The sequence below is a fragment of the Microlunatus ginsengisoli genome (assembly GCF_039537205.1).
Lineage (GTDB): Bacteria > Actinomycetota > Actinomycetes > Propionibacteriales > Propionibacteriaceae > Microlunatus > Microlunatus ginsengisoli.
Map to the genome: position 1 here is coordinate 45,408 of NZ_BAABAB010000056.1, position 24,585 is coordinate 69,992.

Genomic DNA, 24,585 nt, shown 5'->3' on the forward strand with positions numbered 1-24,585 from the left:
CCTCCTCGCTTCGATCAGGACAGACTCGCGCCTTGGTTCGCGGCGTCCTCGGCTTCCCAACGCAGTACGTCGCCGGGCTGGCATTGAAGCGCCTCGCAGAGTGCGGAGAGCGTCGCGAAGCGGACCGCCTTGGCGCGGCCGTTCTTGAGGACTGCGAGGTTGGCGGGGGTGATCCCGACCCGATCCGCCAGCTCACCGACGGACATCTTCCGCCTGGCCAGCATCACGTCGATGTCGACCGCGATCGGCATCAGATCACCTCGTCGAGCTCAGCCTGCAGATGTGCGGCTTCGATGTCGCGCGCGACGGCCTGCGCAAGCAGCATCCGGAGCACGAGCACGAGAAGCGCGACTCCCAAGATGGCGACACCGATCCCGGCCATGATGACAGTGACGCCCGGGTCGTCCCGCTGACCCGGAGCGTTCAGCGCCGTGACGGCGAACCAGACGAGAGCAGCCGCCACGATCGCCCCGATCACGACGTCCACGTACCGGAAGGCGGCGTGGGAGAACACGGTCCCACGCCGCACCATCGTCACCAACCGCCACACACAGGCGACGATGACCTGGATCGCCAGCAAACCCAGGACGGTGACCATGCGCAGCGCGGTCAGCGGAAGCGATCCGTCGTCCGGCTTCGTGGCCAATGCCCACACCATCCCGGCCTGAACTGCCACGATGCCGACGAACACCGCGACGAGCACCACCCGCAGCGCGCCGACTGTCAGCTTTCCCACCGATCGACCCCTCTCATCGAAAGACGATCATATTCTATCGAATATCGATAGACGGGCAAGCGCTTCTGCGAGAACTGCCTGTGGAGTACGCCTCGACCCCGATGTCGGATCCGCAGCCGAGACGGCCGCCGCTGCCTGGTGCGCTGGCTGTGCTCGGCCCAGGATCGGACGGCTGCCTCTCAGCGCTGCCATGGGGCCGAGTACGTTGGTGATTCGTTTCAGTGACGCTTGTTCTGTCGACGAAAGGGGCGGGCATGCCGACCGTGGTCGTAACCGGAGGCGCCGGGAAGCTGGGTCGGGCGGTGGTGGCGGATTTGGGTGAACACGGCTGGGACGTCGTGATCTTCGACCGGGCCACGCCGCCGGAGGGCGCCGTCTATCTTCCGGTCGACCTGACCGACTACGGCCAGGTGCTGGACGCGATGCTCGGGGTCGAGGAGCGCTACTCCGGTGTCGATGCCCTGGTCCATCTTGCGGCGGTGCCGGCGCCGGGCCTCGTGCCCGATCACTCCACTTTCGCGAACAACATGAACTCGACCTGGAATGTCGTGAGCGCAGCGCGGCGGGCGCTGGTGCGCAACATCGTCTGGGCCTCGAGCGAGACCGTGCTGGGACTGCCGTTCGACACGCCTCCGCCGTACGTCCCGGTCGACGAGGAGTATGCGCCGCGGCCCGAGTCGACGTACTCCCTGGTCAAGACGCTGGAGGAGACGATGGCGGCACAGCTGTGCCGTTGGGATCCGCGATTGAAGATGATCGGGCTGCGTTTCTCGAACGTGATGCGGCCCGAGGACTATGCGGCGTTTCCGGGCTTCCAGGACGACGCGACGAAGCGGAAGTGGAACCTGTGGGGCTACATCGACGCACGAGACGGCGCCCAGGCGGTTCGCCGCGCACTCGAGTCGGAGTTGACCGGTTGCGAGGTCTTCGTCATTGCCAACGCCGACACCGTCATGGAGCGGCCGAACGCCGAGCTCTTGGCCGAGTGCTTTCCGACCGTCGAGGTGCGCGGTGAGCTGGGTACTCACGACACCCTGCTCTCGATCGACAAGGCCCGTCGCCTGCTCGGATACGACCCGCAATTCAGCTGGCGGGAACAGCCCTCGCGTCAGGCTTGAACTCAGACCTCCTTGTCGCAGAGGACCACGAGGGACCGGGACGGTGGGGTGGTGCCGGGTATGAGCGTGGAGCGGTATCTCGATGCCGTCGTGAAGGCGGCGCGGGAGGTGCTCGGCGCAGAGTTCGTCGGCGCGTACGCAGCTGGTTCGTTGGCCCTGAACGCCTTCCACGCTGGCCGAAGTGACATCGACGTCGCCTTGCTCTGCCGTGACCAGTTGAGCGAGCCCGTGAAGCTGACGCTGATCGCTCGCTTGCGGCACAGCGCCTTGCCCTGTCCGGCTCGCGGATTGGAACTGGTCGTCTTCACAGTGGGGACGGCGCAGTCGGGCACCGCTGAACCGGGATTCGAGGTCGAGCTGAACGACGGCGCGGCCATGGCCTTCCGGCAGACCCTCCGACCAGCGGACCGTCCCGATGCCGACGGAACCTTCTGGTACGGCCTCGACCGCAGCATCCTGCACCAATGCGGCCGGGCGCTGGCGGGTCCGCCAGCCTCGGAGGTTTTCGCCGACCTTCCGCCGGATGATCTGCGGAACCTGCTCATCGAGTCGCTGCGCTGGTGGATGGCGCTGCCTGGTCCGGCTGACGATCAGCCAGGAACCGGAGCCGATGACGCAGTCCTCGGAGCGTGCCGGGCGCTGGTTCGATACCGCTACGGGACGTGGCTGTCCAAGGTCGAGGCGGGCCGCCGGTTGCTCGCGGCCGGCTGGACGCCGGTCGAGGTGATAGAGCAGTCGATCGCTGCGCGGTTCGGTGCACTCCCGCCGTCGGGTTCGCGGGCACGCAGGTTCCAACGACGCGTCCTGGAAGAGATCTCGGCCGCCGATCGAGGGCCTTCCGGATAGCCGTAGGGGTCGGTCACGCGCGAAGCGGCCGCAGCCGACCCGGTCGAGCCGCAGGTGCAGGATGGAGGTGATCGGCCGACTCGAGAAGACTGTCTTCACTGCCCGATCCGCGCGCCCTGGCCGACTTCTACGCCGAGATCCTCGGCACGGAGGTGCTGCGGGTGCTCGCCATCCGGCCATCGCGGCCGGCGGTACGGGTCGACGCGCTGGTGATCGGTCGCCGGCAGCCCGTTTTGCCTGGTCCACGGTCGTCGCGTGCCAGACCCGCTATTCGACTGGTAGCCGACCATCGATGGTTGACAGGTAGTCCAGATATGGGAGTCGAAGGAGTGTCGAGCCCGCAGTCACACGAAACGCCTGTGATCGGCCCGACCAGGAGTTGCTCTTAAAGACCGTCGCGGCTTGACCTGCGGGCGATCGGTGCATCCCGGAGACTTCTTTTCCTAGAGCATTCTGGACCACAAGTCGTCGACCGCGTATTGGTCGGAGACCAGGTAGTGCAATTCGATCAGCCGCCCGTTTTTCGCTTCGGCGAGGGTGACGGCAGTGACTGGCTGGGCGCTCTGACCGCCGCCGGTGATGTGGTTGCGTTGCACAACCGCGGCATAGTCACCGCCATCGAGCAGAGCAACCAGCGTGGCCGGCGTGTCCGCTGCGGTCACCCGACGCATTTCTTGGAATCGGGCGATGACGGCATCCGGTCCCACCAGCTCACCGGCGATCGGACTGCGCCCGGGGAGGCGCCAGACGATCCGGTCGTCGCACAATGATCGGAGCGCGTCCCAGTCGCTTGCGGCAAGGGCCTGAAGGCCGCGCTGCAAGAGTTCGAGGGCGGAGTGCTGCGGCTGACTGTCACGCATTCTCTGACACCAAGTGCCACCCGTCAGGTCGGGCAATTCTGGGTCGTCACGGTGGCGTCCCATCCGCCATGAACCAGCCAACCAGAAAAGGCGGTGAGGGGACCATGAGCATAGGCGATCGTGTCGAAGGGAGTGCCGCGAAGATCACCGCTGTAGATCGCCGGCGTGACGCTGATCTGGTTGATGAAGCAGAGTGTCTGTGCCCCGGTCGGGGTGTCGCGGTAGTACTCCGCGGTCCTTGTCTCGGCACCCGCGGGCCGCTCGCTGGCCAGGGCCGCGAGTTCATGGTCCCAGCCTGCCCCGACGACGTCGAGGGCCGCGCCGAGGACGACGCCGTCGCTGTCTCGAGTCACCTGTGTTCTGGTGTGCTGGCTGAGGGCGGTCATCGGCCAGCCCAGCCGACGAAACTCAGTCAGTTGAGTCCGGTCCTCGGTGACGTAGAAGATCACGTACTCCCCGCCGCGTTGGGCGCCCTCGGTTGCGGTCACCGGGGCGCTGACGATCAGATATGTGTAGGCGCCTCGGCTCGACCCGCGGTGCGGGGCGTGGTGACGGTCGCAGGTCACCTCGGTGACGGTCAGGTAGACCCGCCCGGGCGCAGGCGGGAAGTCGGTTAGTGTGAACCTCTCGGGCACCAGTGGACGCAGAACGCTCGACTGACCACCTCGTTGATAGCTGATCTCGGTACAGCCGCTCTCGCGGTAGGACAGCAGCGACGGCTCGGAAGGATCGCGCGCCGCTTTCCCGTCACGGGCGGCCGGGGTCGCGTGGGCGATGGTAGAGCTGGTGATGATCACCAAAATGCTGATCGCGGCGGCTACGGATCGGGCCATATTCTTCATCGTCGGTTCCTTCTGTGTTCAGCCGACCGGCAGATACTCGTGGTCAACGGCGAGCATCGCGACCTGTCTTTATCGCGAGTCTCTTTTTGGGCGAGTGCGAAGGTCGAGCGGAGAACAATCGTGCCGTCGTCGACGATGCAGATTGAACGGGGTCGAGCCGGTCGCTTGGTGAAGCGCTCACAGCAAACGACTATGGCACCGGCACGTCAAAGAGAACAATAGTCTCGCGGCCACAATTGCAAGAGGCATTCGCCGGCGGGCATGGCAACAATACCGCTGTTGATGAAGGACATTCTATTGCTGGTGATTGCTTTCTGTCATCAGATTCTGGGGTCGGGCGGTGGCGGTCGTGTCGTCAGCCATCGGGACGTCACCGGTGCCCGGTCCAAGGCTCCTTACGTACGTGTGCTGGTGGCAGGCGCCTCCGGGATCCCTGTGAGAGCATGACTGCACCGGTCAGCCTCGGCGGAGGAGCCAGCGTGGGGGTGTGCATGATGGGCGCGGGATGACCGATACTTCCGTCGCGCGTCGACGAATCAGCCGCGACGTCGCTGCCACACTCGTCGTTTTCGCGGCGAACGGGGCCGTGGCCGGTACGTGGTTCTCGCGTATCCCGGCTGTGCGTGACCAGCTTCATGCCGACCTCCGCACGCTCGGGTTCGTCCTGCTGTGCTTTGCGATCGGCTCCATGCTCTCGATGCCGTTCGCCGGTCGACTGATCCAGCGCTTCTCGGCGCGACCGGTCTGTCTGGTGGGCACGATCGGCGGTGGCCTGTTCATGTCGATGCTTCCACTCCAGCGCCCCACGGTGGCCTTCGCCGCCGTGCTGTTGCTGACCGGCGCGTGCTACGGCATCTGGAATGTGACGATGAACGTGCACGGGGCAGGCGTCGAGGCACAGTTCGGCCGCGCCGTCATGCCCGCGTTTCATGGCGCGGGCAGCGGCGGCATCATCCTCGGCACGGCAGGCGGTGCGCTATTGGCCGCCGCCGGGGTCGGGCTGGGGTTGCACTTCTGGATTGTCGTGCCGCTGCTGACCGGGACGGTCGTTGTCGCCACCGCGTTCTGGACCAAGGGGGATGCCGCCGGCGCCGGCACCACACCAGTTGAGACGGCGTCGACCGTGGAGCGCGACGCCGGGCCCATGCAGCCACGAACTGGCCCTCGTCGCGGGCGACGCTCCAGCACGCTCACCATGCCGGTTCTGCTGATCGGTCTTCTGGCGTTCTGCTGTGCCATGGCTCAGGGCGCTACATCGGACTGGCTGGCGATCCACGCGCACGACGACAAGGGCTTCACCGAAGCACTCGCGGCCGCCGTCTTGACCACCTACGCGGTTGCAGAGATGATCGGCCGCTTCACCGGGGGCCGAGTGATCGATCGGATCGGCCGGGTCTGGACGGTCCGCATCTGCGGCCTGCTTGCGGCCGTCGGGGTGGCGGTCACGATCATCCTGCCGGGTGCCGCCGTTTATCTCGGTGCGGCGTTGTGGGGGTTGGGCTTGTCGGTGGTCCTGCCGCTGACCGTGACCGCCGCCAGCGATGTCGGCGGTGCGGAGGCGCCGCGTACGGTCGCCACCGTGTGGACGATGGCCTGGTCTGCCTTCCTGATCGGAGCGCCGGCAATGGGGCTGCTCGCCCACCGGATCTCGCTGGGATCCGCCCTCTGGGTGATCGTTGGTTTGGCGCTTGCGGTCAGCCTGCTGGCGCGATCACTCGCGCCTCGCGGTGAATCGGGAGAGCAATCAATAGGCGAGACTCGGACGGCAACGCCGGGCGCCGGTAGCTAACGGTCCGGCCGGTGTTCGATCCGGCCACCGGCGACAGCGGTGGTGGACGACGACATCTCCCACTGACGGTATGATCTGCCCGCTGGTGAGGCGGCTAGAGATCCGCAACGGCGGGAATCACGCGCTCTGCCATCAGCTCCAGCGTGCCGGGCCTGCTGACGCCGGCAAGGGCGCCGTGCGCGACCTCGATCCCCAGATCGGCGAGCTCGTGCAGGTGCTCGATCGTCTCCTCGACCCGCTCTCCGCTCGGGCCGAGATCGAAGCGCAGCTGGGCAGTCTTCTCGATCTCGTCGTAGTTCCGCCCGAGCCGCTCGCAGTGGTCGCGCAAGACCTGCAGCTTGTGCGCCAGCTCCGGGCTGTCGAAGATGTTGCAGGCATCGGCGTACTGGGCGACCAGCCGGAGCGTCTTCCGCTCACCGGCACCACCGACGAGGATCGGTGGGTGCGGGCGGCTCAGGGCCTGGGGTGAGTTCAACGTCCGTTCGAGCCGGTAGTGCTTGCCCTCGTACGGGCCGTCGTCGTCGGCCCACATCTGCCGGCAGATCTGCAGCGCCTCCTCCAACCGTTCGAACCGCTCGGCGGTGGATGGGAACAGCAGGCCCAGGCCCCGGGACTCCTCCTCGTTCCAGGCGGCGCCGATGCCCAGCATCGCGCGCCCGCCGGACAAGACGTCCAGCGTGGTGACCGCCTTCGCCAGGAGACCGGGGTCTCGGTAGACGACCGCGGTCACGACCGTGAGCAGCTTCACCCGCTCGGTCTTTGCCGCGAGGAACCCGAGCGTGGTGTAGGCCTCGAGCATCTCGTGCTCGGGTGGGCCCAGGTGCGCGATCTGCCACAGATGGTCCATCACGCTGACCCGGTCGTAGCCCGCCTGCTCGGCCCGGGCGGCGACGTCACCCAGGTGCTCTCGCAGGGCGGCGGGGCCACCGTCCCAGGTGAAGTCCGAGATGTGCAGTCCTAGCTTCATGCCCACTCCTCGTTAGCGTTTGCCGTGGTCGCCTCGGGCGGGCCGGCCGCCGAGGCAGAGGTCGACGTGTCCATCCTCTCGCCCACCATTACCCGGTACCCGGCCACCGCCAGAGGTACTCGACAGAACGCCAGAGGTACTCGAAAGAACGTGGGTCTCGCCTCAGCTGCTACCACCGGCCAGTGGGGGAGGTGCGCGACGTCGAGCGCGCGTCGAAGGACGGCAGTCGTCAGGCCTCCTGAGCGTGGAGGACGGGTTTGATATCGACCACGGGCGTGCCGTCGACAGCTTCGAGGGGCCGGACGAGCAACCTGCCGTCGGCGACGTCGACCACCGAGACCCGGTGCAGGCCGATCGGGTTCGGCCGGGCGGGAGACCTGGTGCTGAAGACGCCGCGCGCCGGCCCGTCCGGGTCGTCGCCCGGCACCGTGGTCAGCTCGTCGCGCCGGGAGCGGTGGAGCCAGGTGAGCACGAGCAGGTCTGCGCCGGGTGCGATATCGCGGATCCCCTCGACGACATCGGGATCGATGACCAGCCAGGCGTCCGGCGCGCCGAGGAAGTCCTGGCGAGGCGCTTCGGCGACATCGGTCAGGGCCGACTCGACGTGCCCGATCGGCCGGATGTCATAGCCGCCGGCCGCCAACGCCGCCTCCTGGCGGGTCGGCTCGACCAGCTCGACCGGGTTTCCGGCCGGGTCCTCGACCAGGATCTGCCGACCCCCTACACCGGTGACCATCTCATTGCGGAACCTCGCTCCGGCCGCGGTCAGGGTGCGCACGGTCTCGGCCAGGTCGTCGACCTCGATCGAGAACCGGTTCCAGCCACCGGGCGCGGGGAGAGTGCCGTCGGGCATCGCCTGGCCGCCGCCGGGACCGCCCCCCGGCGCGCTGAGCACCAGGCGCAGGTCGCCGCGTGCCAGCATCGCGAAAGAGGGCGCCGGATGCATCAGCTCGGCGAAGCCCAGCTGCCCGCAGTAGAAGGCGATCGCTGCGTCGATGTCGTCCACGATGTAGCGGATGCTTACTGTCGCCATCGCTGGCTCCCTCCGGTCTCGTGACCATGGTGCCTCGGCGGACATCGGTTGCGAGCGCTGCCGTGTCACGACACCGACCCCGACGCTGTTCGCACGATCGATACCGTCCGCCGGACTGGCGCCGCCAGATCTGCTGCCTGATTCTGACCCGAAACCTCGAAGCGGGCGTCATCCGAGTCGTGCGGGGCTCAGTTGTCAGTGGGCTGCGGCAGCATGCCGCAGCATGGGCACACTCGAGGGGAAGGTGGCCCTCGTGACGGGAGGGTCACGAGGGATCGGCAAGGGCATCGCGCTCGCGCTTGCAGCTGCGGGCGCCACGGTCTACATCACGGGACGTACGCGGACCGAGGGTAGTGGGGCTGTCCCGGTCGGCGGCAGCGTCGAGCGTACGGTCGCCGAGGCCGCGGCCGGCGGCGGTCGGGTCACCGGGATCGTCTGCGACCACGTTGACGACGAGCAGTCCGAGGCGGCCGTCCAACAGGTGTTGGACGAGCAGGGTCGGCTCGACGTGCTCGTGAACAACGCCTGGGCCGGTTACGAGGGCTATGCCACCGGGGCCGCAGAAGCGCCCGATACGCCGTTCTGGGAGAAGTCGCTGTCGTGGTGGGACATCAACCTCGCCGGCCCGCGTTGGTCGTACGTGGTGACGAGGGCGGCCGCGCCGGCGATGGTCGAGTCCGGCCGGGGGCTGGTCGTGACGGTGTCGTTCGACTGCGATCCGGGCGACCCGGCGTACGGGGCGGCCAAGACCGTCTCCAACCGGCTCGTCCGGGAGTGGCAGGCCGCCTTGGGGCCGTACGGCGTCACGTCCGTGGGGCTGCATCCTGGCCTGGTCCGCACCGAGATCGTCCAGCTGAACGCGCAGTACTTCGACATGAGTAGCGCCGAGTCACCGATCCACGTGGGCAACACGGTGGCCGCGTTGGCCGGGGATCCGGACCCGGCCGAGCATGCCGGGAAGTGCGTGACGGTTGCGGAGCTCGCGAGGGTCTACACGCTGGTCGATCCCCATCCGGGTGCAGTTTCGCTCACCCCCGACGAACCCGGGTATGACACATCCGTCGGCGGTGTGGGGGAACGTTCCGCGGGCGGCGCTGACGTCGTCGAGTAGCCGCCGAGCCACCTTCGACGTGGTCCGGCTGCCGCAGTCGTCCGTGCCGAGGCAAGCACGCTGACCTCCTGCCCGGTGTCGCCAACCCCACTCTGGGAAGGACACTCGACGCTGCGGCGCGTACCCAATCGGTAGGTGAGGAGCTGACAGAGGTAGCTTCACATGATGTCCATTCTCACCGAAACGTTTCCGCTCTCCTCCGGCCACCGCATCCCGAAGGTCGGGTTCGGCACCTGGCAGATTCCGGAAGGATCCGAGGCCTACGACGCGGTGACCGAGGCACTGAGGGTCGGCTACCGCCACATCGACTCGGCGCTCGCCTACGGCAACGAGCGAAGCGTGGGTCGGGCCATCCGTGACTCCGGCGTGCCGCGCGAGGAGGTCTACATCACGACGAAGCTGCCCGCTGAGATCAAGGACGCCAAGGGTGCGCGCGAGGCTTTCCAGACATCGAGGAGCAATCTCGATCTCGGCCCCATCGATCTCTGGCTGATCCACGCCCCGTGGCCTTGGCAGGACATCGGCTCGGATCACAAGGCGGGCAACATCGAGGTCTGGAAGGTCTTCGAGGAGCTGTATGCAGCCGAACAGGTCCGATCGATCGGCGTGTCCAACTTCGACGTCGAGGATCTCGAGTCGCTGGCCGGCCATACCGAGGTGACTCCGCACGCGAACCAGATCCGTTGGTTCATCGGCAACACCCAGCCTGAGACGACCGCCTACTGCCACGACCGCGACATCTTGGTCGAGGGTTATTCTCCGCTCGCCACCGGCAAGCTGCTCGACGACGACCGCCTGTCCGGCATCGCCGAGAAGTACGGCAAGAGTGTCGCTCAGGTGTCGATTCGCTACTTGCTGGAGAAGAGCGTGCTGCCGCTGCCGAAGTCGGTGACACCCGCGCGGATCGAGGCGAACGCTCAACTCGACTTCGACTTGGCGGCAGACGACGTGGCTGCCCTCGACCAACTCTCCAACTCAGTCGACTGACCGGCAGTTCCATAGCCGCTGCCGGCTTGCTGGCACGTACGACGGGCAGGCGATGCCCGAGCGCGGCGTCGCTCGACGTGCTCAACCCTCGGGAAGGAGTGGCAGACTTCCCGGATGACCGAGCCGAGCGCGACGTACGACGTGGTCGTCGTGGGTGCGGGGTTGTCCGGGATCGGTGTGGCGCGCCGGCTGTCTCGGCAGCGCCCGGACCTGCGCTACGTCGTGCTCGAGGCGCGGGCCGCGACGGGCGGAACGTGGGATCTGTTCCGATATCCCGGTGTTCGGGCGGACTCGGACATGGTCACGCTGGGCTACGCCGACCGGCCCTGGCGCGAGCCCGTCATGCTGGCGCCCGCCGCCGAGATTCTTCGCTACGTCAGGGACGCGTCGGCGGCGGGTGGTGTGGACGAGCACGTCCGGTTGAACCATCGGGTCACCGCGATCTCCTGGTCGGGGAGTGACGCCCGCTGGAGCGTTGACGTGGAGCGGACCGACACCGGGCAGCGCCTGCAGCTGACGAGCCGCTGGGTGTTCGCCGCAGCCGGCTACTACCGCTACGACACCGGCTACACGCCACGGTTCGACGGGCTGGACCGGTTCGGCGGAACGGTGGTGCACCCGCAGCGTTGGCCCGACGACCTCGATGTCACCGACCGCCGGGTGGTGGTGATCGGCAGCGGAGCGACGGCGATCACGCTCGTTCCGGCACTGGCGGAACGAGCCGCCCTGGTGACGATGGTGCAGCGCACGCCGACGTACGTCCTCCCTGTGGCGGGCGAGGACAAGCTGGTAGGCCGATTCGAGCGGGTGCTCGGTCCCGAACGGGGCTACGCGGCTGCGCGGCGGTTCAAGGTCGGCACGCAGGCCGCACTGTGGCGGTTCTGCCGACGCCACCCGCGGACGGCCCGCCGGCTGATCCGGAGAATCAACGTCGCCCGGCTGCCGGCCGGCTTCGACGTGGACACCCACTTCGATCCTCCGTACGACCCCTGGGACCAGCGGATGTGCATTGCCGCGGACGGTGACTTCTTCGCCGCCATCCGGGAGGGGAGTGTCCAGCTGGTGACCGACTCGGTGACCCGCTTCACCGAACGTGGCCTGCTGTTGACCTCCGGACGAGAGCTCGACGCCGACGTGGTGGTGACGGCGACCGGACTGGTGATGCAGCCGTTCGGCGGCTTCCCGATCGCCGTCGACGACACTCCGGTGACCCTGCCCGAGCACGTCGTGTACAAGGGTTTCATGCTGGACGGTGTGCCGAACTTCGGTTTCGCGATCGGCTACACCAATGCGTCCTGGACGCTGAAGGTCGACCTGGTGGCGGATCATTTCACCCGGCTGGTCGGCTACCTCCGCGATCACGGCGACGACGCCTGCGTCCCGGTCCGTCCCGCCGGTCTGCGGGTGCGACCGCTGCTCGAGCTCGGGGCCGGCTACGTCCGGCGCGCGCAGGACGCGCTACCCCGGCAGGGTGATGTCGATCCGTGGCGGATGACGATGCGCTACCGCGACGACGTGGCGATGCTCCACGACGCGCCGGTGCTCGACGATTCCCTTCGGCTGCTGCGCGCCCGGTCGCGCGCCGGGCAGGATGCATCGTGAGCCGGGAGGACTCGGGCGAGCGAGTGCTCGGCCGGACCGGGCAGAGCATCGGGAAGGTCGCCGTGGTGACCGGTGCCGGTTCCGGTCTCGGTCGCGCGCTGGCGATCGGTCTGGCGCGCCGCGGGTGCCGGCTGGCGTTGGCGGACCTGGACCCGCACGGTCTGGCGATCACGCGGATCCGTGCGGAGGCCGTCGGCGCGACCGTCTCCGACGCGGTGCTCGACGTCGCCGACCGGGACGCCGTACGGGGCTTCGCTGCCGACGTCGCCGCGACGTACGGCGTCGTGCACCAGCTGTACAACAACGCCGGGATCGCCGGCGGCCGACGCCTGCTGGAAGCCTCGGACGAGGAGCTCGACCTGGTGCTCGCGGTGAACCTGGGTGGTGTGGTGAACGGCACCAAGGCCTTCCTGCCGCACCTGATCGCGTCCGGCGACGGGCACCTGGTGAACATCTCGAGCCTGAACGGTCTGCTCGCGCAGCCGGGGCTGAGCGCGTACTGCACCTCGAAGTTCGCCGTACGCGGGTTCACCGAGACCGTCCGTGCCGAAATGCTGGCGGACCACCATCCGGTCGCGGTCACGGTGGTCCATCCAGGCGGAGTGCGGACCAACATCGCCAACGCGAGCCTGGACCTGGCCCGCTCGCGCGGACAGACGATCACAGCACGGGACGAAGAGCGGGTCGCCTACTACAACAGCCGGCTGCTGACGATGGACCCGGTCGACGCCGCGGAGATCATCCTGCGCGGGGTGGCGGCCAGGCGGCCGCGGATCGTCGTCGGCGCAGGTGCACGTCGGCTCGACCGTCTGACCCGGCTGCTGCCGACCGCCGGACCCGCGCTGACCGCCTGGTTCGACCGCCGCTACTGACATCCCGGCCCGCCGGGGCCCACGGGCCGGGTACGTCGTGTTCACGTGTCGGTATCGAAACCCACACCGCGTCGCCTGTGTGGTGGGCGGATCGTCACGGCCGGTCGGCGTACCACCGGTGAAGCCGTTCGAGTCCTTCGTCGAGGCTCACCCGTGGGGACCAGCAGAGCTCGGCCCGGGTCCGTCGCTGGTCGAACCAGTGCGCCGTCGAGAGCTGCTCGACCACGAACCGGGTGATCGGCGGGTCCAGGCTCCGCTCACCCGGCGTCAGGCGGTCAGTCAGCGACCAGAGGCTCTGCACCGCGGTGCCCGCGACTCGGGCCAGCGGAACCGGCACCCGGCGGGTCGGGCGGGGCGCGCCTGCGGCGGCACAGAGATCGCCGATCAGCTCCGCGATCGGGCGCGGCTCCCCGTTGGTGACCACCAGCGCCTGCCCGTGGGCCTGCTCGCAGCGGTCGAGTGCGGCGACCAGCGCATCCACCGCGTTGTCGACGTAGGTGCTGTCCACCAGCGCAGCGCCGCTGCCGACGACGGGGAGCCGTCCGCTGCGGGCCCGCTCGACGATTCGGGCGACCAGTTGGGTGTCGCCCGGACCCCAGACCAGATGCGGCCGGATGGCGACGACCGCAAGACCGGCGCCGTCGCCGCGCAGCGCCGTCAGTTCGGCGATCGCCTTGCTTCGGGCGTATGGGCCGCCGGCGCTGTCCGGCGTGGCCGGGCCCGCGCCGGCACCGATCAGCGATGCCCCCGAATGTGCGACGGACGGCGAGGAGACGTGAACCAGGCGGTGCACGTCCGTCGCTCGACAACCGTCGAGGATGGCCCGGGTGCCACCGACGTTGACCCGCTCGTACGCCTGCCAGTTGCCGACGACGTTGACCTTGGCTGCCAGATGGACGACCGCGTCCTGACCCTCGCAGGCCGAGCGGACGGCGGCCGGATCGGCCACGTCGGCGAGGATCTCGGGTAGCCCGAGACGGGCGGGACGGCGCTGCAGCACGGTGACCCGGTCCCCGCGTTCGGCCAGCCGCCGAGCCACTCCTGCGCCGAGCATCCCGCTGGCGCCGGTGACGAGCACTCTCACGGCCGACCGGGCCGACCACCGGCGAGTACGCGGTTGGCCCACCGCGCCAACCGCTGCCGATCGATCTTGGACTGGTGGCGGATGTCCACCGGTAGCGCTCGGGTCACCAAGACCGCGGTGATCGGCACCGCGGCCGCAGCCCGAACCGCCTCGGCCAAGTCAGGCTCGGCCAGCGGGCCGCGCTTTGCGGGGTCGTTTTCGGCCTGCAGGGTCACCACCGCGATGATCTGCTGGGTTCCGACCGGTCCGATCCCGACGACGGCAGCGGCCGCGACTCCCGCTGCGGTCTCGATTCGATGCTCGACCCCCACCGGAGTGACCGGCCCGTCGGGGGTGCTGATCACGTGGACCAGCCGGCCCTCGACCCACAGCCTGCCGTTCTCGTCGAGGTGCCCGACGTCGCCGGTCCGGTGCCAGCCAGCATCGCGAGAACTGGCTCGCTCGACGGCCCACAGACGGTCGTAGCGGTCCTTGACGTGCGCCGCCGAGACGCAGATCTCGCCGGTGACACCCGGTTGGCGCGACAGACCGCCCGATGCCGTGCCGGTGGCGTCCAGTGCGCTGATCCTGAGTTGCACACCCGGAAGCGGGTGCCCGACACAGACGCCGTTGCCCGGTCCGGCCGCCTCGATCTGCGCCAGGGAGATGTCGGTGACCGGCAGCACCTCGGTCATCCCGTACGGAGTATGCAGATCTGCCTGCGGCAGCGCCGCGGCGACCCTGCGCAGGAGGGCTACGGAGACCGGCGCGCCGGCGGACAGCACGAGCCGGATCCGCGCCAGCGCCTCTCGCTGCTGCGGATCGAGCCGGCTGGTGGTCGCGGCGACGTTGCGCAGCGCCGCGGGCGAGGCGAAGACGAGTGTCGCGTTCACGGCGGCTGCGGCGTCGGCGAGCGCCGCCGCGGTGAGCGTTCCGGGCCGGGTGACGTCCATGTCGGGAACGGCGGCACCGATGCCGAGGCCGGGGCCGTACAGCGCGAAGGGCGCGAAGGCGGCCACCAGCCGGTCGTCGGGCGTGATGCCGCAGAGCCGGCGGACGGCATCGAGCTGGGTTCGGAGCTGGCGATGCCGATAGACCACGCCTTTCGGCGGGCCGGTGGCCCCCGACGTGAACAGCACCGCAGCTTCCAGCTCGTCGTCCGGTGGCGTGCTCTCCGGCAGCGGTGAGCTGGCAGCCAGCTCCGTCAGGACGTGCTCCACCCGCCAGGCCCGGATCAGCGGCTCAGGGAGCGAGCCGGCCGCGATCCGGCGGCCGGGCAGGCCCATCGTGGCCGCCGCCGCCAGCCCGGTGGGGATGGCGATCAGCCACTGCGGGTCGGCGCTGCGCAGCGCCTCGGCCAGGGGCCGTACACCCAGTCCGGCGTCGGCGACGACGACGGCCGCGCCCAGCCGCCAGCACGCGTACACCGTGGCGGTCAGGTCGACGCCGGGCCGGATCAGCAGCCCGACCCGGTCGCCGGTTCGCACCCCGGCCCGGGACAGCCCGCCGGCGAGGGCGTCGACCTTCGCGGCGAGCTCGCGGAACGAGGTCGCGCCGGGTTCTGGCCCGCCGAGCTCGGCCATGGCCACGGCTGGATCGTCCGCGCGGTCGCGGAGCGCCCGGCCCAACGGGGCCGCGGTCGGCGCCGGTTGCGGGCGCTCGGCCGGCTGAGTGCCGTCGACGTGGTCGCCGATCCATCGCCACGCGTCGGCGGCGGCGTGTGGACGGTCCTCGGTGACGAGGTGGGACGCGCCCGGATAGCGCTGGACGTCGGCGTGCGGCAGCCGAGAGAGCAGGTCGCGAAGGTAGCCCGCACCGAAGATCGGGTCGCGCGGACCCCACAGCAGCAGGACCGGTACGTCCGCCAGGTCGGCGAGTCCGCAGACGAGCTCTTGCAGCCGGAGCTGACTCGGGTGATCCGCTTCGAGCGGGATGTCGGCGACGAAGTCCCCGATCGCTCTGCGCCGCGCGGCGGTGCGGTACGGCACGCGAAGGCCGGCGCGAACGGATCGGGGCAGCGCCGGTCGAGACAGCGCGGGCGCGCCCCGGACGAACAGCGACGTCCGGACACAGATCAGCTCGCGAAGCCCGGTGGTTCGGGACAGCCGGATCAGAGTCGGTGCGGCGGCGTCGGCGGGGACCGCGACACCGGTGTTGGCCAGCACGATGGCGGCGACGGAGTCTCGGTGGGCCTGGGCCCAGCCGAGAGCGATCGGACCACCCCAGTCGTGAGCGACCGTCACGACGCGACCGCCGATCCCGAGCTCGGCGGTCAGCCGGCCGAGATCGTCGATCCGTTCGGCGAGGCTCCGGGGACGGTCCAGCCGCTCGGAGAAACCCATGCCGAGCTGGTCGACAGCGATCACCCGCCAGCCGGGCGGCGCGTCGGCCAGGAACCGGCGCCACAGATATGACCAGGTGGGATTGCCGTGGACGCAGAGCATGGTGCCTCGCTCGCCGCGGGCTCCGTTGTCCAACAGATGCCAACGACGCTCGACTCCGGCCGCGTCGCGAACGGTCACGAAGCGTGACCACTGCGGCTCCAGGCCCGGCACGTGGACTCCACGAGTGCCGGCAGGAGTGGTCACCAGATGAGCTCGGCGTAGGAGGTATTGAGCCCGGATCCGATGCCGAGCATGACGATGCGGTCGTTCGACCGGAACGACTCGGCGTGCCGAGCCAGGGTGAACGGGACGGCGGCCGGCCCCATGTTGCCGTAATGGGGGAGGGTGAGCGGGAAGCGATCAGGGTCGACGCCCAGGGTTCGGGCCATCGCGTTGATGTGCACGACCGAGGTCTGGTGCGCGACGAACCAGTCGACGCCGCTCCAGTCGAACTCGGTCACGGCTGCTCGCCAGGTTGCCACGGCCAGCTCGAGTCCTGCGTCGAACAGGCGCTTGGTGTCGGTCCGCATCCGGTCGAGATCGCCGACGCACAGGTCGTGGTGCTCAGTCCCGGCACGGCTGACCCCGCCGACCAGCCGGTGGCCCTCCGGGTGCCGGTCGGCTCTGCCCAGCACCATGGCGGCGGCGCCCGAGCCGAGGGTCAAGGTGGCGAACTGCGAGCGTAGCTGCTGGGCCGTGGTATCGGCGCCCTCCAGCCGAGACAGCGTGGTCTCCTGGGTGTAGCGAGAGCCTTCGCCGTCGACCAGCAGGGCGTACTCGATCTGGCCCGCGTCGATCATCGTCGCCGCGAGCTGGATGGCGTTCAGGAAGCCGAGGCAGGCGTTCGCGACGTCGAAGTTCAGGCAACTGCTGGGCAGTCCCAGCTGGTGGTGGATCGCGACCGCCGTCGACGGTTCGAGATACGAGCGGGACACCGAGCTGTTGATCATCAGCCCGACCTGTTCAGGCTGGATCCCCGACTCGGCCAGGGCCTTCGCGCCGGCCATGGCCGCGGCGTCGGCGAAGCTCACGTCTTCGGGCCACCAGCGCCGCTCGACCACGCCGGCCAGCCGCTCGAGCATGCCGGGCCGGGCGCCGACGCGCTGGTAGGTGTCGGCGAGGCGTTCGTCGAACGCCGCAGACGTCATGACGATGGGCGCCTCGACGGCGCAGACCGACAGCACCGTCGCGTGCTGGATCCGGAAGCTCGCGTTCCCGCTCATGTGTCCTCTCGTACCCCGATGACAGTCGGATCACATGGTGGTGGCGAACTGCGGTCCCTCGGCGTACCGCACTCCAGCACCCACCGACTGCTTCCGGGCCGAGCCAATGGTAGTTGCCGATCCAGGGCGTCCGCGGGCACCTCGCCGCCGGGTGGCAACGGGGGCGCAGCGGCGGACCCGGACGGGGCTGCGTGCCGTGAGCTCCAGTTGGCGGACGAGTCGTGGTACGGACGTCCTCGAGCGCCCCCAGTTCAGAGCTTGGCGATCGCTTCTGCGGTGACGGTTCAAGACCCGTAGCCCGTCAACGCCGACCTCCGGCCGCCGCCGACGCCTGGGCGGCACCGCCTGATGCGGGGACCGGGGACTCACCGGTGAGCCGGCTCAGCCGGACGATCGAGCCGGTCCCCGCTTACGTCACCCGGCGTCTGGCGACGTGATCCACGAAGACGATCAGGCTGCCGGATGCGCGTCGACTCAAGCAACACTGCGGATGACACCAGCACTCGCCGCTCTCGTCGATGACATGCTGCTCGACACTGTCGGGCACGAGATGCACGCTGCGGCCGGCGTCGAAGATCGCTGCCGGTGGTGCGCTGACGGCTGATCGGCGGTACCTCAGCCTGCGGAGCGCGTGCCGCGCCCCGAGGGCGATCAGAATGGCGAGGACCAGGACGGCGTTCAGCAGGAAGACAGTGATGATCACGGCGACTCCTCGGAGCGGCTGGGTGGCCTGATCGACACGCCCAGCTACGGTCGGAAACGTCGATGGCGGGTTGCCACGAGTCCGCCCACCCGAGCTCGGATGCCGTCGGTTCCCGGTCCAGGACGACTCTCTGCTGAGTCCAGCCGCCAAGTAGCCCATGCGGAAGTGATGAAACGCCTCGTTCCTGCGGCCTCGAACTCCCGGGCCCGGGGCGATCCCGTCGCGGCGAGCGTCGGATCGGCATTGCATCTCGCGGAACTCTGCAGCTGGCCGAGTCCGCTGGGTCGGGGCAAGTCGGCTACGCAGCAGAGGTCGTCACGTGGCCGTTTGGGTACCGGCCTCGGCGAGCTAGGACGTGAAGGCGCCCATCCGTTCGCAGTGCTCGTCGGCGGCATCGAGCACCGGCATGACGCTTTGCCGCTCGACTTCGCCGACCGCCGGATCGCTCGCGATGGCGCTCACCAGTTGCTCGACCACATGATCGACGACGAGCGCCCGGTCCTGCGGCTCCGCCGCCGCCGCAACTTCGGCTGCCAGCGCCTCGACCAGTTGCGGAGCGAGGTCAGGTTCGATCGCCGAACGTGCTTCAGACATATCGATCCTCTCACCCTGAGAGACAGGTGACTTCGCTCATACCCGCAGTGGCACGGTCGAATCTCTCGGCCTGCAGTCGTGCGCGGAGGGTCGTCGACGCAAGGAGCCCGTTTGTCGTTTCCGTTTGGTGGATATGACCGTCGATGCCAGACCAGTGAAGCATCGGTGCGGTGAGCGGCCTGACACGTGCCGTCAAAGGCAAAGGGCCGCTCGCTCACCGAGGCCCGTGTCGCCTCCAGCCGCCCAAGCAAGGGAGATCCACCAGTGTCTACGGACGCCATCGTCCTTCTCCGCGACGACCACAAGGAGATCAGGCGACTTTTCCGGGAGTTCGCGCAGACCGGCGAGGCCGCCGTGGCGGCGAGGGGTCAGATCGCCGACAAGATCATCGCCGCCTTGACCGTGCACACCTATATCGAGAACGAGACGATGTATCCCGAGGTGCGTCGACTTCTGCCAGAACTGGAGGACGACGTCCTGGAGTCGTACGAGGAGCATCATGTCGCCGACGTCCTGGTTTCCGAACTGGCCGCAATGGACGCCGACAACGAGCGCTTCGTGGCGAAGATGACCGTGTTGATCGAGAACGTCACACATCACATGGACGAGGAGGAACAGGACTGGTTTCCCAAGGTGCGCGCCGGGCTGAACCGAAAGCAGCTCTCCGAGCTCGGTGCCCGGATGATCGAGCAGAAGAAGTCCGCCCCGCGGAGCCCGGCCCAACCCAGTGCGCTGAAGAAGTCGATCGACGCGGTCATCTCCTGACCGTTCGCAGACTTCCGCAGCCGCCTGGCTGGCTTGGAGTAGGCCGGGTGCGGCTAGCGCAACGCGCCGCCTGCCGCTCTCATTCAACCGAGCGGTAACACCCGTGAAGCTGGGTCGAGACAGCGACCGAGTGGTGACACCCCGATCTGCCCGCGCTCGGGCTCTGCGCTGATGATCAGGCTGTTGCTGGTGCTCGGCGTCGGCGGTGCAGCTCGGTGATGACCGACTGTTCGCGTTCGACCAACGCCAGGAGCTCTCCGCTCACGCGCATCCGCAGGCGGCCGGTTCCATCGGCGTACCGCTCATAGGTGGAGCTGCAGGCGATGGCGTGCTCGACGTCGTCGAGTTCGGACACCAACTCGCGTTCACTCAGCTGGTCTAGGGCGCTCATGGGGCGGCCTCTCATGGTTTCGAGGCGCCGAGACCCGACGTCTTGAGCCTTGGCAACAAGCCGGCCGTTGCCGCTCGCGGGCGGCTCAATCAGTTTCGGCCAGAGCCGCCGGGGTATGCGTCAGCCTTCCAGACGAACGGCAAATATCAGGAGGCATTGGAATGGCAACGGTCGAGAAGAGCGTAGAGGTCGACGTACCTGTCAGCACGGCCTACAACCAGTGGACGCAGTTCGAGTCGTTCCCGGAGTTCATGGACGGCGTCGAGTCGATCACCCAAGAAGGCGACACGCAGACCCACTGGGTGGTGAAGGTCGGCGGGGTCCGTCGCGAGTTCGACACCGAGATCGTCCAACAGACCCCGGACCAGATCGTCTCCTGGCGTAGCACCGGCGGGGACACCGAAGGCCACACAGGTCGGGTCACCTTCGAGCCGCTGGGTCCGACGACCACCCGCGTCAACATCGAGCTGGGCTGGCAGCCGGACGGACTGACCGAAAAGATCGGTGCCGCGCTGAACTTCGACCAGCGTCAGGTCGACAAATCGGCCGACGACTTCAAGCAGTTCGTCGAAAGCCGCGGAGCCGAGACCGGCGCCTGGCGAGGCGATGTCGGCGGCAGCACGACCACCGGATAGATCAATTCATGAGGCTGGACCGACGGAGGTGACACGATGAGCCGCTTGCTGATCGGCCAGCCCCGGCTGCTGACCTGGGCGGCCCTATCCGGCCTGGCCATCGTGATCTTCGGCGCAGCTATGGACGGCGACCCCGCCGGTGGACCGCAGGCCAGCTACACCGCAAGCCCCACCAACGGTGAAGTCCGGCTGACAGGCATGGTGATTCCCGGCACGGTTCAGGCAAACGGGCTCGGCACGTCGTTCACGCTCGAGACCCGCGGCAGGCAGATCCCCGTGGTCAGCGACGCGGCACTTCCCGGCATCGTCGGGGAAGCTCAACAAGTGGTCGTCGAGGGACAGATGCGATCCGACGGAGTGTGGGTGGCCGACCAGGTCATTGATCAGGTCGGAAACATCTCCCGGTTCCCCCATAGGTGATGGGCACGTCCAACTGGACTCGCATTGGTCGAGCCGCTTTCGCCGAGCCACCCTGGCACGTGCGGTAGGCGCTCGACACCGGCGCGACACCTATGCTGAGCGAGAGGCCAACTCGGCCGCCCGAAGGTGAGCCTCGCTGCTGGCTGCTCAACAGCGAGGCCCGGCCGGGCTGGCTTTCTCCCAGATGAAGGGTGACTGTCAACCCGCATCCGACTACCCAGCGTCGCGAGAAGTAAATCCGGGGGCTTACGGGGACCAGCGGCCGGGATCCGGAGTTGGCTGACAGGTGAACGTCGGATCACCTGTCAGCGGGTGTCCCGTAGACGTGAGTGACCGCCAGGGTCAGCACCAGGCGTCCGTCGGAGACCATCGCACGCCTGTAGTCGTCCCAATCGGGGTGTTCGCCGGCCAGCGTGCGGTAGAGGTCGACCAGCGCCTCGACGGTGGCGTCGTCGGGAGCGGCTGCGACCGGGCTCAGCGTCGCATCACAGTCGGCGACCGCGTAGGACCACCCGTCGCGGCTCGTGGTGTACATGCCGGCCCGCGGGTCGCGGCGCAGGTTCCTCGTCTTCGCCCTGCTGTCGGTGACCGATACCCGGAAGATCCGCGTCTGCGGGTCGAATGCATACCGGACGTTGGAGATCTGCGGTCGGCCGTCGCGCTTGAGAGTGGCGAGGGCGCCTGTGCCCGAGGATCCGAACAGGGCCAACAGCGTCGCGTCGTCCACCATGATCAACAGGCTACGCCCAGGATGACGCCGCCCCACAGCGACAGCCCGGGGTCGGGATCGACGACCGCAGTTGCTGCCGTGCGTCGAGGTCAGCCCGCCGCGGTGGGGATGGTCCAGATCCCGCGGCCGTGGGTGGCGGCGACCAGGTTTGCGTTGGGATCGAGCAGTATTTGGCTGACCACGACGTTGGGAAGATTGGTGCCCAGCCTGCTCCATGTGCTGCCGTTGTCGGTGGAGGTGTAGACGCCGATGTCGGAGGCGACGATGAGCTGTCGCCCGTTCAGCACGATGTCGTTGGCCGGGATGTCCGGCAGGTTCCCGGAGATGTCGGTCCAGGATGAGCCGCCCGTGCTCGTTTGAAACACGTGGCCGACGCCCGGGTCGTCCGGACCGACGATCCAGTGCCGGGAGTACCCGGACAACGACACGTACGCATGGTTCGGATCGGCCGGGTCGATCTTGATGCCGGTGATGTAGCGGTTCGGCAGGCCGGTGTCCGGGCACGCCGCGGTGCCGGTGCATTCCTGAGCCGTGGCGTGCCAGCTGCCGCCGCTGTTGCTGAGCATCACGATGCCGGCCTCGAAGCCGCTCCCGCTCGGGAGGCTCGGATTGCACGGACCGCACCATGCCGCCGCGACGTGCTGGGTGTCGCCGATCGTGATGGCGTCGAGCGCCGTGATCTGGGACGTGGTGTTTCCGCCCAGTGCCGTGCGTACGTCGAAGATGTTCTTCCAGTCGGTCGCGGCGCCGGTGTTGGCGGTGGTGCCCGCGACGCCCGAGTTCGAGTTCCAGACGAACGCACCGCCGGCCACGAGATGGCTGGAGTCGGCCCGGTCCATGACGATCGGGGCGATGAAGCGCGGATCGGGATCGGCCGGTGCGATGGAGTGCCAGTTGGCTCCGCCGTCGGTCGACTTGGCCGCGGCCAGCTCCGTGTATTCGGTGATCACATTCTTCGAGTTGTCGGGATCGACGAGGGTGTAGCCGCCATCGCCGCCGAAGACCTGGACGGAGCTGACTGTGATCGGCTGGCCGAGGTCGTCGAGCACGGTCCCGGTGGTCGGGAACACCTTGTTGCTGCCGTTGTCCTGCATGCCGCCGTAGATGGTCGAATCGCGGCTGCCCTGAGCCCCGTAGTACTGCAGGACGTCCATATGCGCGTTGAGGTTCGCCCAGTTGCCGGCGTGATGATCGGTCAGGGCGCGGGCGTACACCCCGCCGTCGTTGCCGACATAGAGCCGGCCGCCGGCGATGACCGCGGCATGCTGGTCGGAGTGCGCCTGGTTGTGGTTGCAGGTCCCCTCGAACGGCACGTACGCGAAGCACCTGAAACCGAAGTTCCAATACGGGCCGACCGTATTCCAGCCTGCGCCCGCGTTCTGGGTCTCGTAGACCTCCTCCAGACCGGCGTAGACGTGGTCCTTGTTCGCCGGGTCGACGATGAGGAATTGGTTGTACCAGGCCTGGATGCCCGGCGCGTAACCCTTGCCGATCCGAGAGATGGTTTGTGCCGAGCCGCTCGAGGCCAGCTTGCTGGATGTGGCGATCTTGGTCCACGGACCGGTCGGATCGCCGTTCTTGGACTCGTAGATGCCCTGCAGCAGCGTTTTGCCGTTGGTGCCGACGTTGAGCAGGTACGGGCTCTGCACGATTGCATATGCGCGATCGCCGGCGGCCGAGTAGGCGAGCGTCGTCCGGCCCTCGGCCTTCGGCGGGACCCATCCCTTCGGGTTGACCAGATAGCTGAAGTGTGCGCCGGCATCGTTCGACAGGTAGAGACCGTTGGTGGGCCAGCCGCCCCGCCAGCCGGCGACGGCCAGGACCTGACGTCCGTTGGTGCCGGGTCGGACGGCAACATCACTGATCATGTTGCCGACGACGAGGTTGGCGTTGGTGCTCCCGGTCGGGTAGCCGGCCGGTTGCAGCACCGCAGTCCAGATCGCGTTCAAGGCGGTCGTATCGAGGCTGTAGAGGCCGTGGGAGGTGGCGGCGAACAGCCTGCTGCCGTCCTGGGCGAGACGGAAGATGAGCGCGCCGTTGAGTTCGGATCCGCCGACTCGGTGCCAGCTGGCGCCGCCGTCGCCGGAGGCGAGCACGCCGACGCCGGCGTAGCTGTCCTGGCTCGTGTTGGCCTCACCGGTGCCGGCGTAGATGGTGTAGTCGCTGCCGGAGCCCGTCGCCAACAACGCGCCGATGGACAGGGTCTTCTGCCCGTCGGTCGTCGGGACCCAGCGCTGGCCGCCGTCACTCGACTTCCACACCCCGCCGTCGGCGGCGCCGGCGAAAAGCGACCCGTCGGGCGCCGCCGCCAGCGCGGTCATCCGGCCGGAAACCCACCGGTCGCCGGCGCCGGAGTTGCTGGCATCGCTCGTCGGGTCGATGTATTGCGGCGAGTCCGAGAAGTCGTTCCCATCGCTGCCAGACCGTGCGGTCCGCTCGGTCCACGAGCCGCCCACCTGCGACACGGCGGCCGCCTGGGCGGCGCCGGCCGCATAGGCGTCCGGATCGACCGCCCCGTTGGGTGCCAACCGCTGTGACATGAACCAATCGGTGGCGTCGGCGACCTCTTGACTCTCTTCGCCCGCCTCCTTGCCTGCCGGTGACCCAGGTCCGTCGGCGAACCCTGGTGTGGCTGCGAACAGCACCGCCACCAACGCGGCCACGAACACCGCCAATCGACGCCGCATCTGCGCTCATCTCCTCCAACAACAAGGACACTGCGATCGGACCGCTTTGGCAATCCCCCGGGTCTGGCGACGTCGAGTGCCGGCGACGATCCCGGGACGCGAACGAGTTCGGGCGCCTCGCGGAATTTCACTTCACAGCGGGAGGTCGTGCTCGGTAGCGTTCCCGACGGTTGTACCGGCCGGGTCGTCCGGCCGGAGACCATGTTCCGGTCCAGTGCCGCGCCGGT

At 68.4% G+C, this 24,585-nt stretch carries 24 protein-coding genes; 10 read left to right on the forward strand and 14 right to left on the reverse strand.

Features of this window, described 5'->3' with window-relative positions:
• Positions 1 to 14 precede the first annotated feature (14 nt).
• Positions 15 to 251, reverse strand: a complete 237-nt coding sequence (locus tag ABD747_RS25905; protein ID WP_344810046.1) for a helix-turn-helix domain-containing protein — start codon at positions 249 to 251, stop codon at positions 15 to 17.
• Positions 251 to 736 (reverse strand): DUF2975 domain-containing protein, encoded by a 486-nt coding sequence (locus ABD747_RS25910; protein WP_344810047.1) that lies wholly within the window; start codon positions 734 to 736, stop codon positions 251 to 253. Before ABD747_RS25910 ends, ABD747_RS25905 begins: the two co-directional genes overlap by 1 nt.
• Positions 737 to 990: 254 nt before the next feature.
• Between ABD747_RS25910 and ABD747_RS25915 the strand changes: the two genes are divergently transcribed.
• Positions 991 to 1,854 (forward strand): NAD-dependent epimerase/dehydratase family protein, encoded by an 864-nt coding sequence (locus ABD747_RS25915; RefSeq protein WP_344810048.1) that lies wholly within the window; start codon positions 991 to 993, stop codon positions 1,852 to 1,854.
• Between the two features lie 60 nt (positions 1,855 to 1,914).
• Positions 1,915 to 2,700 (forward strand): nucleotidyltransferase domain-containing protein, encoded by a 786-nt coding sequence (locus ABD747_RS25920; RefSeq protein ID WP_344810049.1) that lies wholly within the window; start codon positions 1,915 to 1,917, stop codon positions 2,698 to 2,700.
• A 443-nt stretch (positions 2,701 to 3,143) separates the two neighbouring features.
• On the opposite strand, the gene ABD747_RS25925 is transcribed toward ABD747_RS25920, so the two are convergent.
• Entirely contained in the window at positions 3,144 to 3,560 is a 417-nt protein-coding gene (locus ABD747_RS25925) for a nuclear transport factor 2 family protein (protein WP_344810050.1), read from the reverse strand.
• Between the two features lie 23 nt (positions 3,561 to 3,583).
• The gene (locus tag ABD747_RS25930; protein ID WP_344810051.1) at positions 3,584 to 4,393 is read right to left on the reverse strand and encodes a hypothetical protein; all 810 of its coding nucleotides are present in this window, start codon (positions 4,391 to 4,393) and stop codon (positions 3,584 to 3,586) included.
• A 514-nt stretch (positions 4,394 to 4,907) separates the two neighbouring features.
• On the opposite strand from ABD747_RS25930, the gene ABD747_RS25935 reads away from it, so the two are divergent.
• Entirely contained in the window at positions 4,908 to 6,191 is a 1,284-nt protein-coding gene (locus tag ABD747_RS25935) for an MFS transporter (RefSeq protein WP_344810052.1), read from the forward strand.
• A 94-nt stretch (positions 6,192 to 6,285) separates the two neighbouring features.
• Here the strand turns inward: ABD747_RS25935 and ABD747_RS25940 are convergent, their stop codons facing one another.
• Positions 6,286 to 7,158 carry an LLM class F420-dependent oxidoreductase gene (locus ABD747_RS25940; RefSeq protein WP_344810053.1) on the reverse strand — a complete coding sequence of 291 codons (873 nt, stop codon included), beginning with the start codon at positions 7,156 to 7,158 and terminating at the stop codon, positions 6,286 to 6,288.
• Positions 7,159 to 7,387: 229 nt separating this feature from the next.
• On the reverse strand, positions 7,388 to 8,191 hold the full coding sequence (gene tsaA / locus ABD747_RS25945; protein ID WP_344810054.1) for a tRNA (N6-threonylcarbamoyladenosine(37)-N6)-methyltransferase TrmO: 804 nt from the start codon (positions 8,189 to 8,191) through the stop codon (positions 7,388 to 7,390).
• A 223-nt stretch (positions 8,192 to 8,414) separates the two neighbouring features.
• Here tsaA and ABD747_RS25950 point away from each other — a divergent pair, with 223 nt between their 5' ends.
• From ABD747_RS25950 to ABD747_RS25965, 4 genes are all read left to right on the forward strand, one after another.
• Positions 8,415 to 9,302 carry an SDR family NAD(P)-dependent oxidoreductase gene (locus tag ABD747_RS25950; RefSeq protein WP_344810055.1) on the forward strand — a complete coding sequence of 296 codons (888 nt, stop codon included), beginning with the start codon at positions 8,415 to 8,417 and terminating at the stop codon, positions 9,300 to 9,302.
• A gap of 165 nt (positions 9,303 to 9,467) precedes the next feature.
• Positions 9,468 to 10,289: an aldo/keto reductase gene (locus ABD747_RS25955; protein WP_344810056.1), complete on the forward strand. Its 822-nt coding sequence runs from the start codon at positions 9,468 to 9,470 to the stop codon at positions 10,287 to 10,289.
• A gap of 114 nt (positions 10,290 to 10,403) precedes the next feature.
• A complete protein-coding gene (locus tag ABD747_RS25960) occupies positions 10,404 to 11,891 on the forward strand; it encodes a flavin-containing monooxygenase (protein ID WP_344810057.1) in 1,488 nt (495 codons plus the stop codon).
• A complete protein-coding gene (locus tag ABD747_RS25965; RefSeq protein WP_344810058.1) occupies positions 11,888 to 12,763 on the forward strand; it encodes an SDR family NAD(P)-dependent oxidoreductase in 876 nt (291 codons plus the stop codon). The genes ABD747_RS25960 and ABD747_RS25965 overlap by 4 nt, the downstream gene beginning before the upstream one ends.
• 94 nt (positions 12,764 to 12,857) lie before the next feature.
• Here ABD747_RS25965 and ABD747_RS25970 read toward each other — a convergent pair whose 3' ends face one another.
• The 5 genes from ABD747_RS25970 to ABD747_RS25990 all read right to left on the reverse strand — a co-directional run bounded on the left by ABD747_RS25970 (position 12,858) and on the right by ABD747_RS25990 (position 18,730).
• A complete protein-coding gene (locus tag ABD747_RS25970; protein ID WP_344810059.1) occupies positions 12,858 to 13,847 on the reverse strand; it encodes an NAD-dependent epimerase/dehydratase family protein in 990 nt (329 codons plus the stop codon).
• Entirely contained in the window at positions 13,844 to 16,414 is a 2,571-nt protein-coding gene (locus ABD747_RS25975; protein ID WP_344810060.1) for an alpha/beta fold hydrolase, read from the reverse strand. The genes ABD747_RS25970 and ABD747_RS25975 overlap by 4 nt, the downstream gene beginning before the upstream one ends.
• Entirely contained in the window at positions 16,411 to 17,433 is a 1,023-nt protein-coding gene (locus tag ABD747_RS25980; protein WP_344810061.1) for a 3-oxoacyl-ACP synthase III, read from the reverse strand. Before ABD747_RS25980 ends, ABD747_RS25975 begins: the two co-directional genes overlap by 4 nt.
• A gap of 409 nt (positions 17,434 to 17,842) precedes the next feature.
• Positions 17,843 to 18,136, reverse strand: coding sequence for a hypothetical protein (locus tag ABD747_RS25985; RefSeq protein WP_344810062.1), 294 nt, complete (start codon positions 18,134 to 18,136; stop codon positions 17,843 to 17,845).
• A gap of 348 nt (positions 18,137 to 18,484) precedes the next feature.
• A complete protein-coding gene (locus tag ABD747_RS25990) occupies positions 18,485 to 18,730 on the reverse strand; it encodes a hypothetical protein (RefSeq protein ID WP_344810063.1) in 246 nt (81 codons plus the stop codon).
• A gap of 264 nt (positions 18,731 to 18,994) precedes the next feature.
• On the opposite strand from ABD747_RS25990, the gene ABD747_RS25995 reads away from it, so the two are divergent.
• Positions 18,995 to 19,495: a hemerythrin domain-containing protein gene (locus tag ABD747_RS25995; protein ID WP_344810064.1), complete on the forward strand. Its 501-nt coding sequence runs from the start codon at positions 18,995 to 18,997 to the stop codon at positions 19,493 to 19,495.
• Between the two features lie 175 nt (positions 19,496 to 19,670).
• Here the strand turns inward: ABD747_RS25995 and ABD747_RS26000 are convergent, their stop codons facing one another.
• A complete protein-coding gene (locus ABD747_RS26000) occupies positions 19,671 to 19,886 on the reverse strand; it encodes a hypothetical protein (RefSeq protein WP_344810065.1) in 216 nt (71 codons plus the stop codon).
• A gap of 161 nt (positions 19,887 to 20,047) precedes the next feature.
• Here ABD747_RS26000 and ABD747_RS26005 point away from each other — a divergent pair, with 161 nt between their 5' ends.
• Entirely contained in the window at positions 20,048 to 20,521 is a 474-nt protein-coding gene (locus ABD747_RS26005) for an SRPBCC family protein (protein WP_344810066.1), read from the forward strand.
• 36 nt (positions 20,522 to 20,557) lie between these two features.
• Positions 20,558 to 20,941 (forward strand): cytochrome c maturation protein CcmE domain-containing protein, encoded by a 384-nt coding sequence (locus ABD747_RS26010; protein ID WP_344810067.1) that lies wholly within the window; start codon positions 20,558 to 20,560, stop codon positions 20,939 to 20,941.
• A 298-nt stretch (positions 20,942 to 21,239) separates the two neighbouring features.
• Here the strand turns inward: ABD747_RS26010 and ABD747_RS26015 are convergent, their stop codons facing one another.
• Positions 21,240 to 21,671, reverse strand: coding sequence for a PPOX class F420-dependent oxidoreductase (locus ABD747_RS26015; protein ID WP_344810068.1), 432 nt, complete (start codon positions 21,669 to 21,671; stop codon positions 21,240 to 21,242).
• A gap of 89 nt (positions 21,672 to 21,760) precedes the next feature.
• On the reverse strand, positions 21,761 to 24,358 hold the full coding sequence (locus ABD747_RS26020) for a WD40/YVTN/BNR-like repeat-containing protein (RefSeq protein WP_344810069.1): 2,598 nt from the start codon (positions 24,356 to 24,358) through the stop codon (positions 21,761 to 21,763).
• Positions 24,359 to 24,585 lie beyond the last annotated feature (227 nt).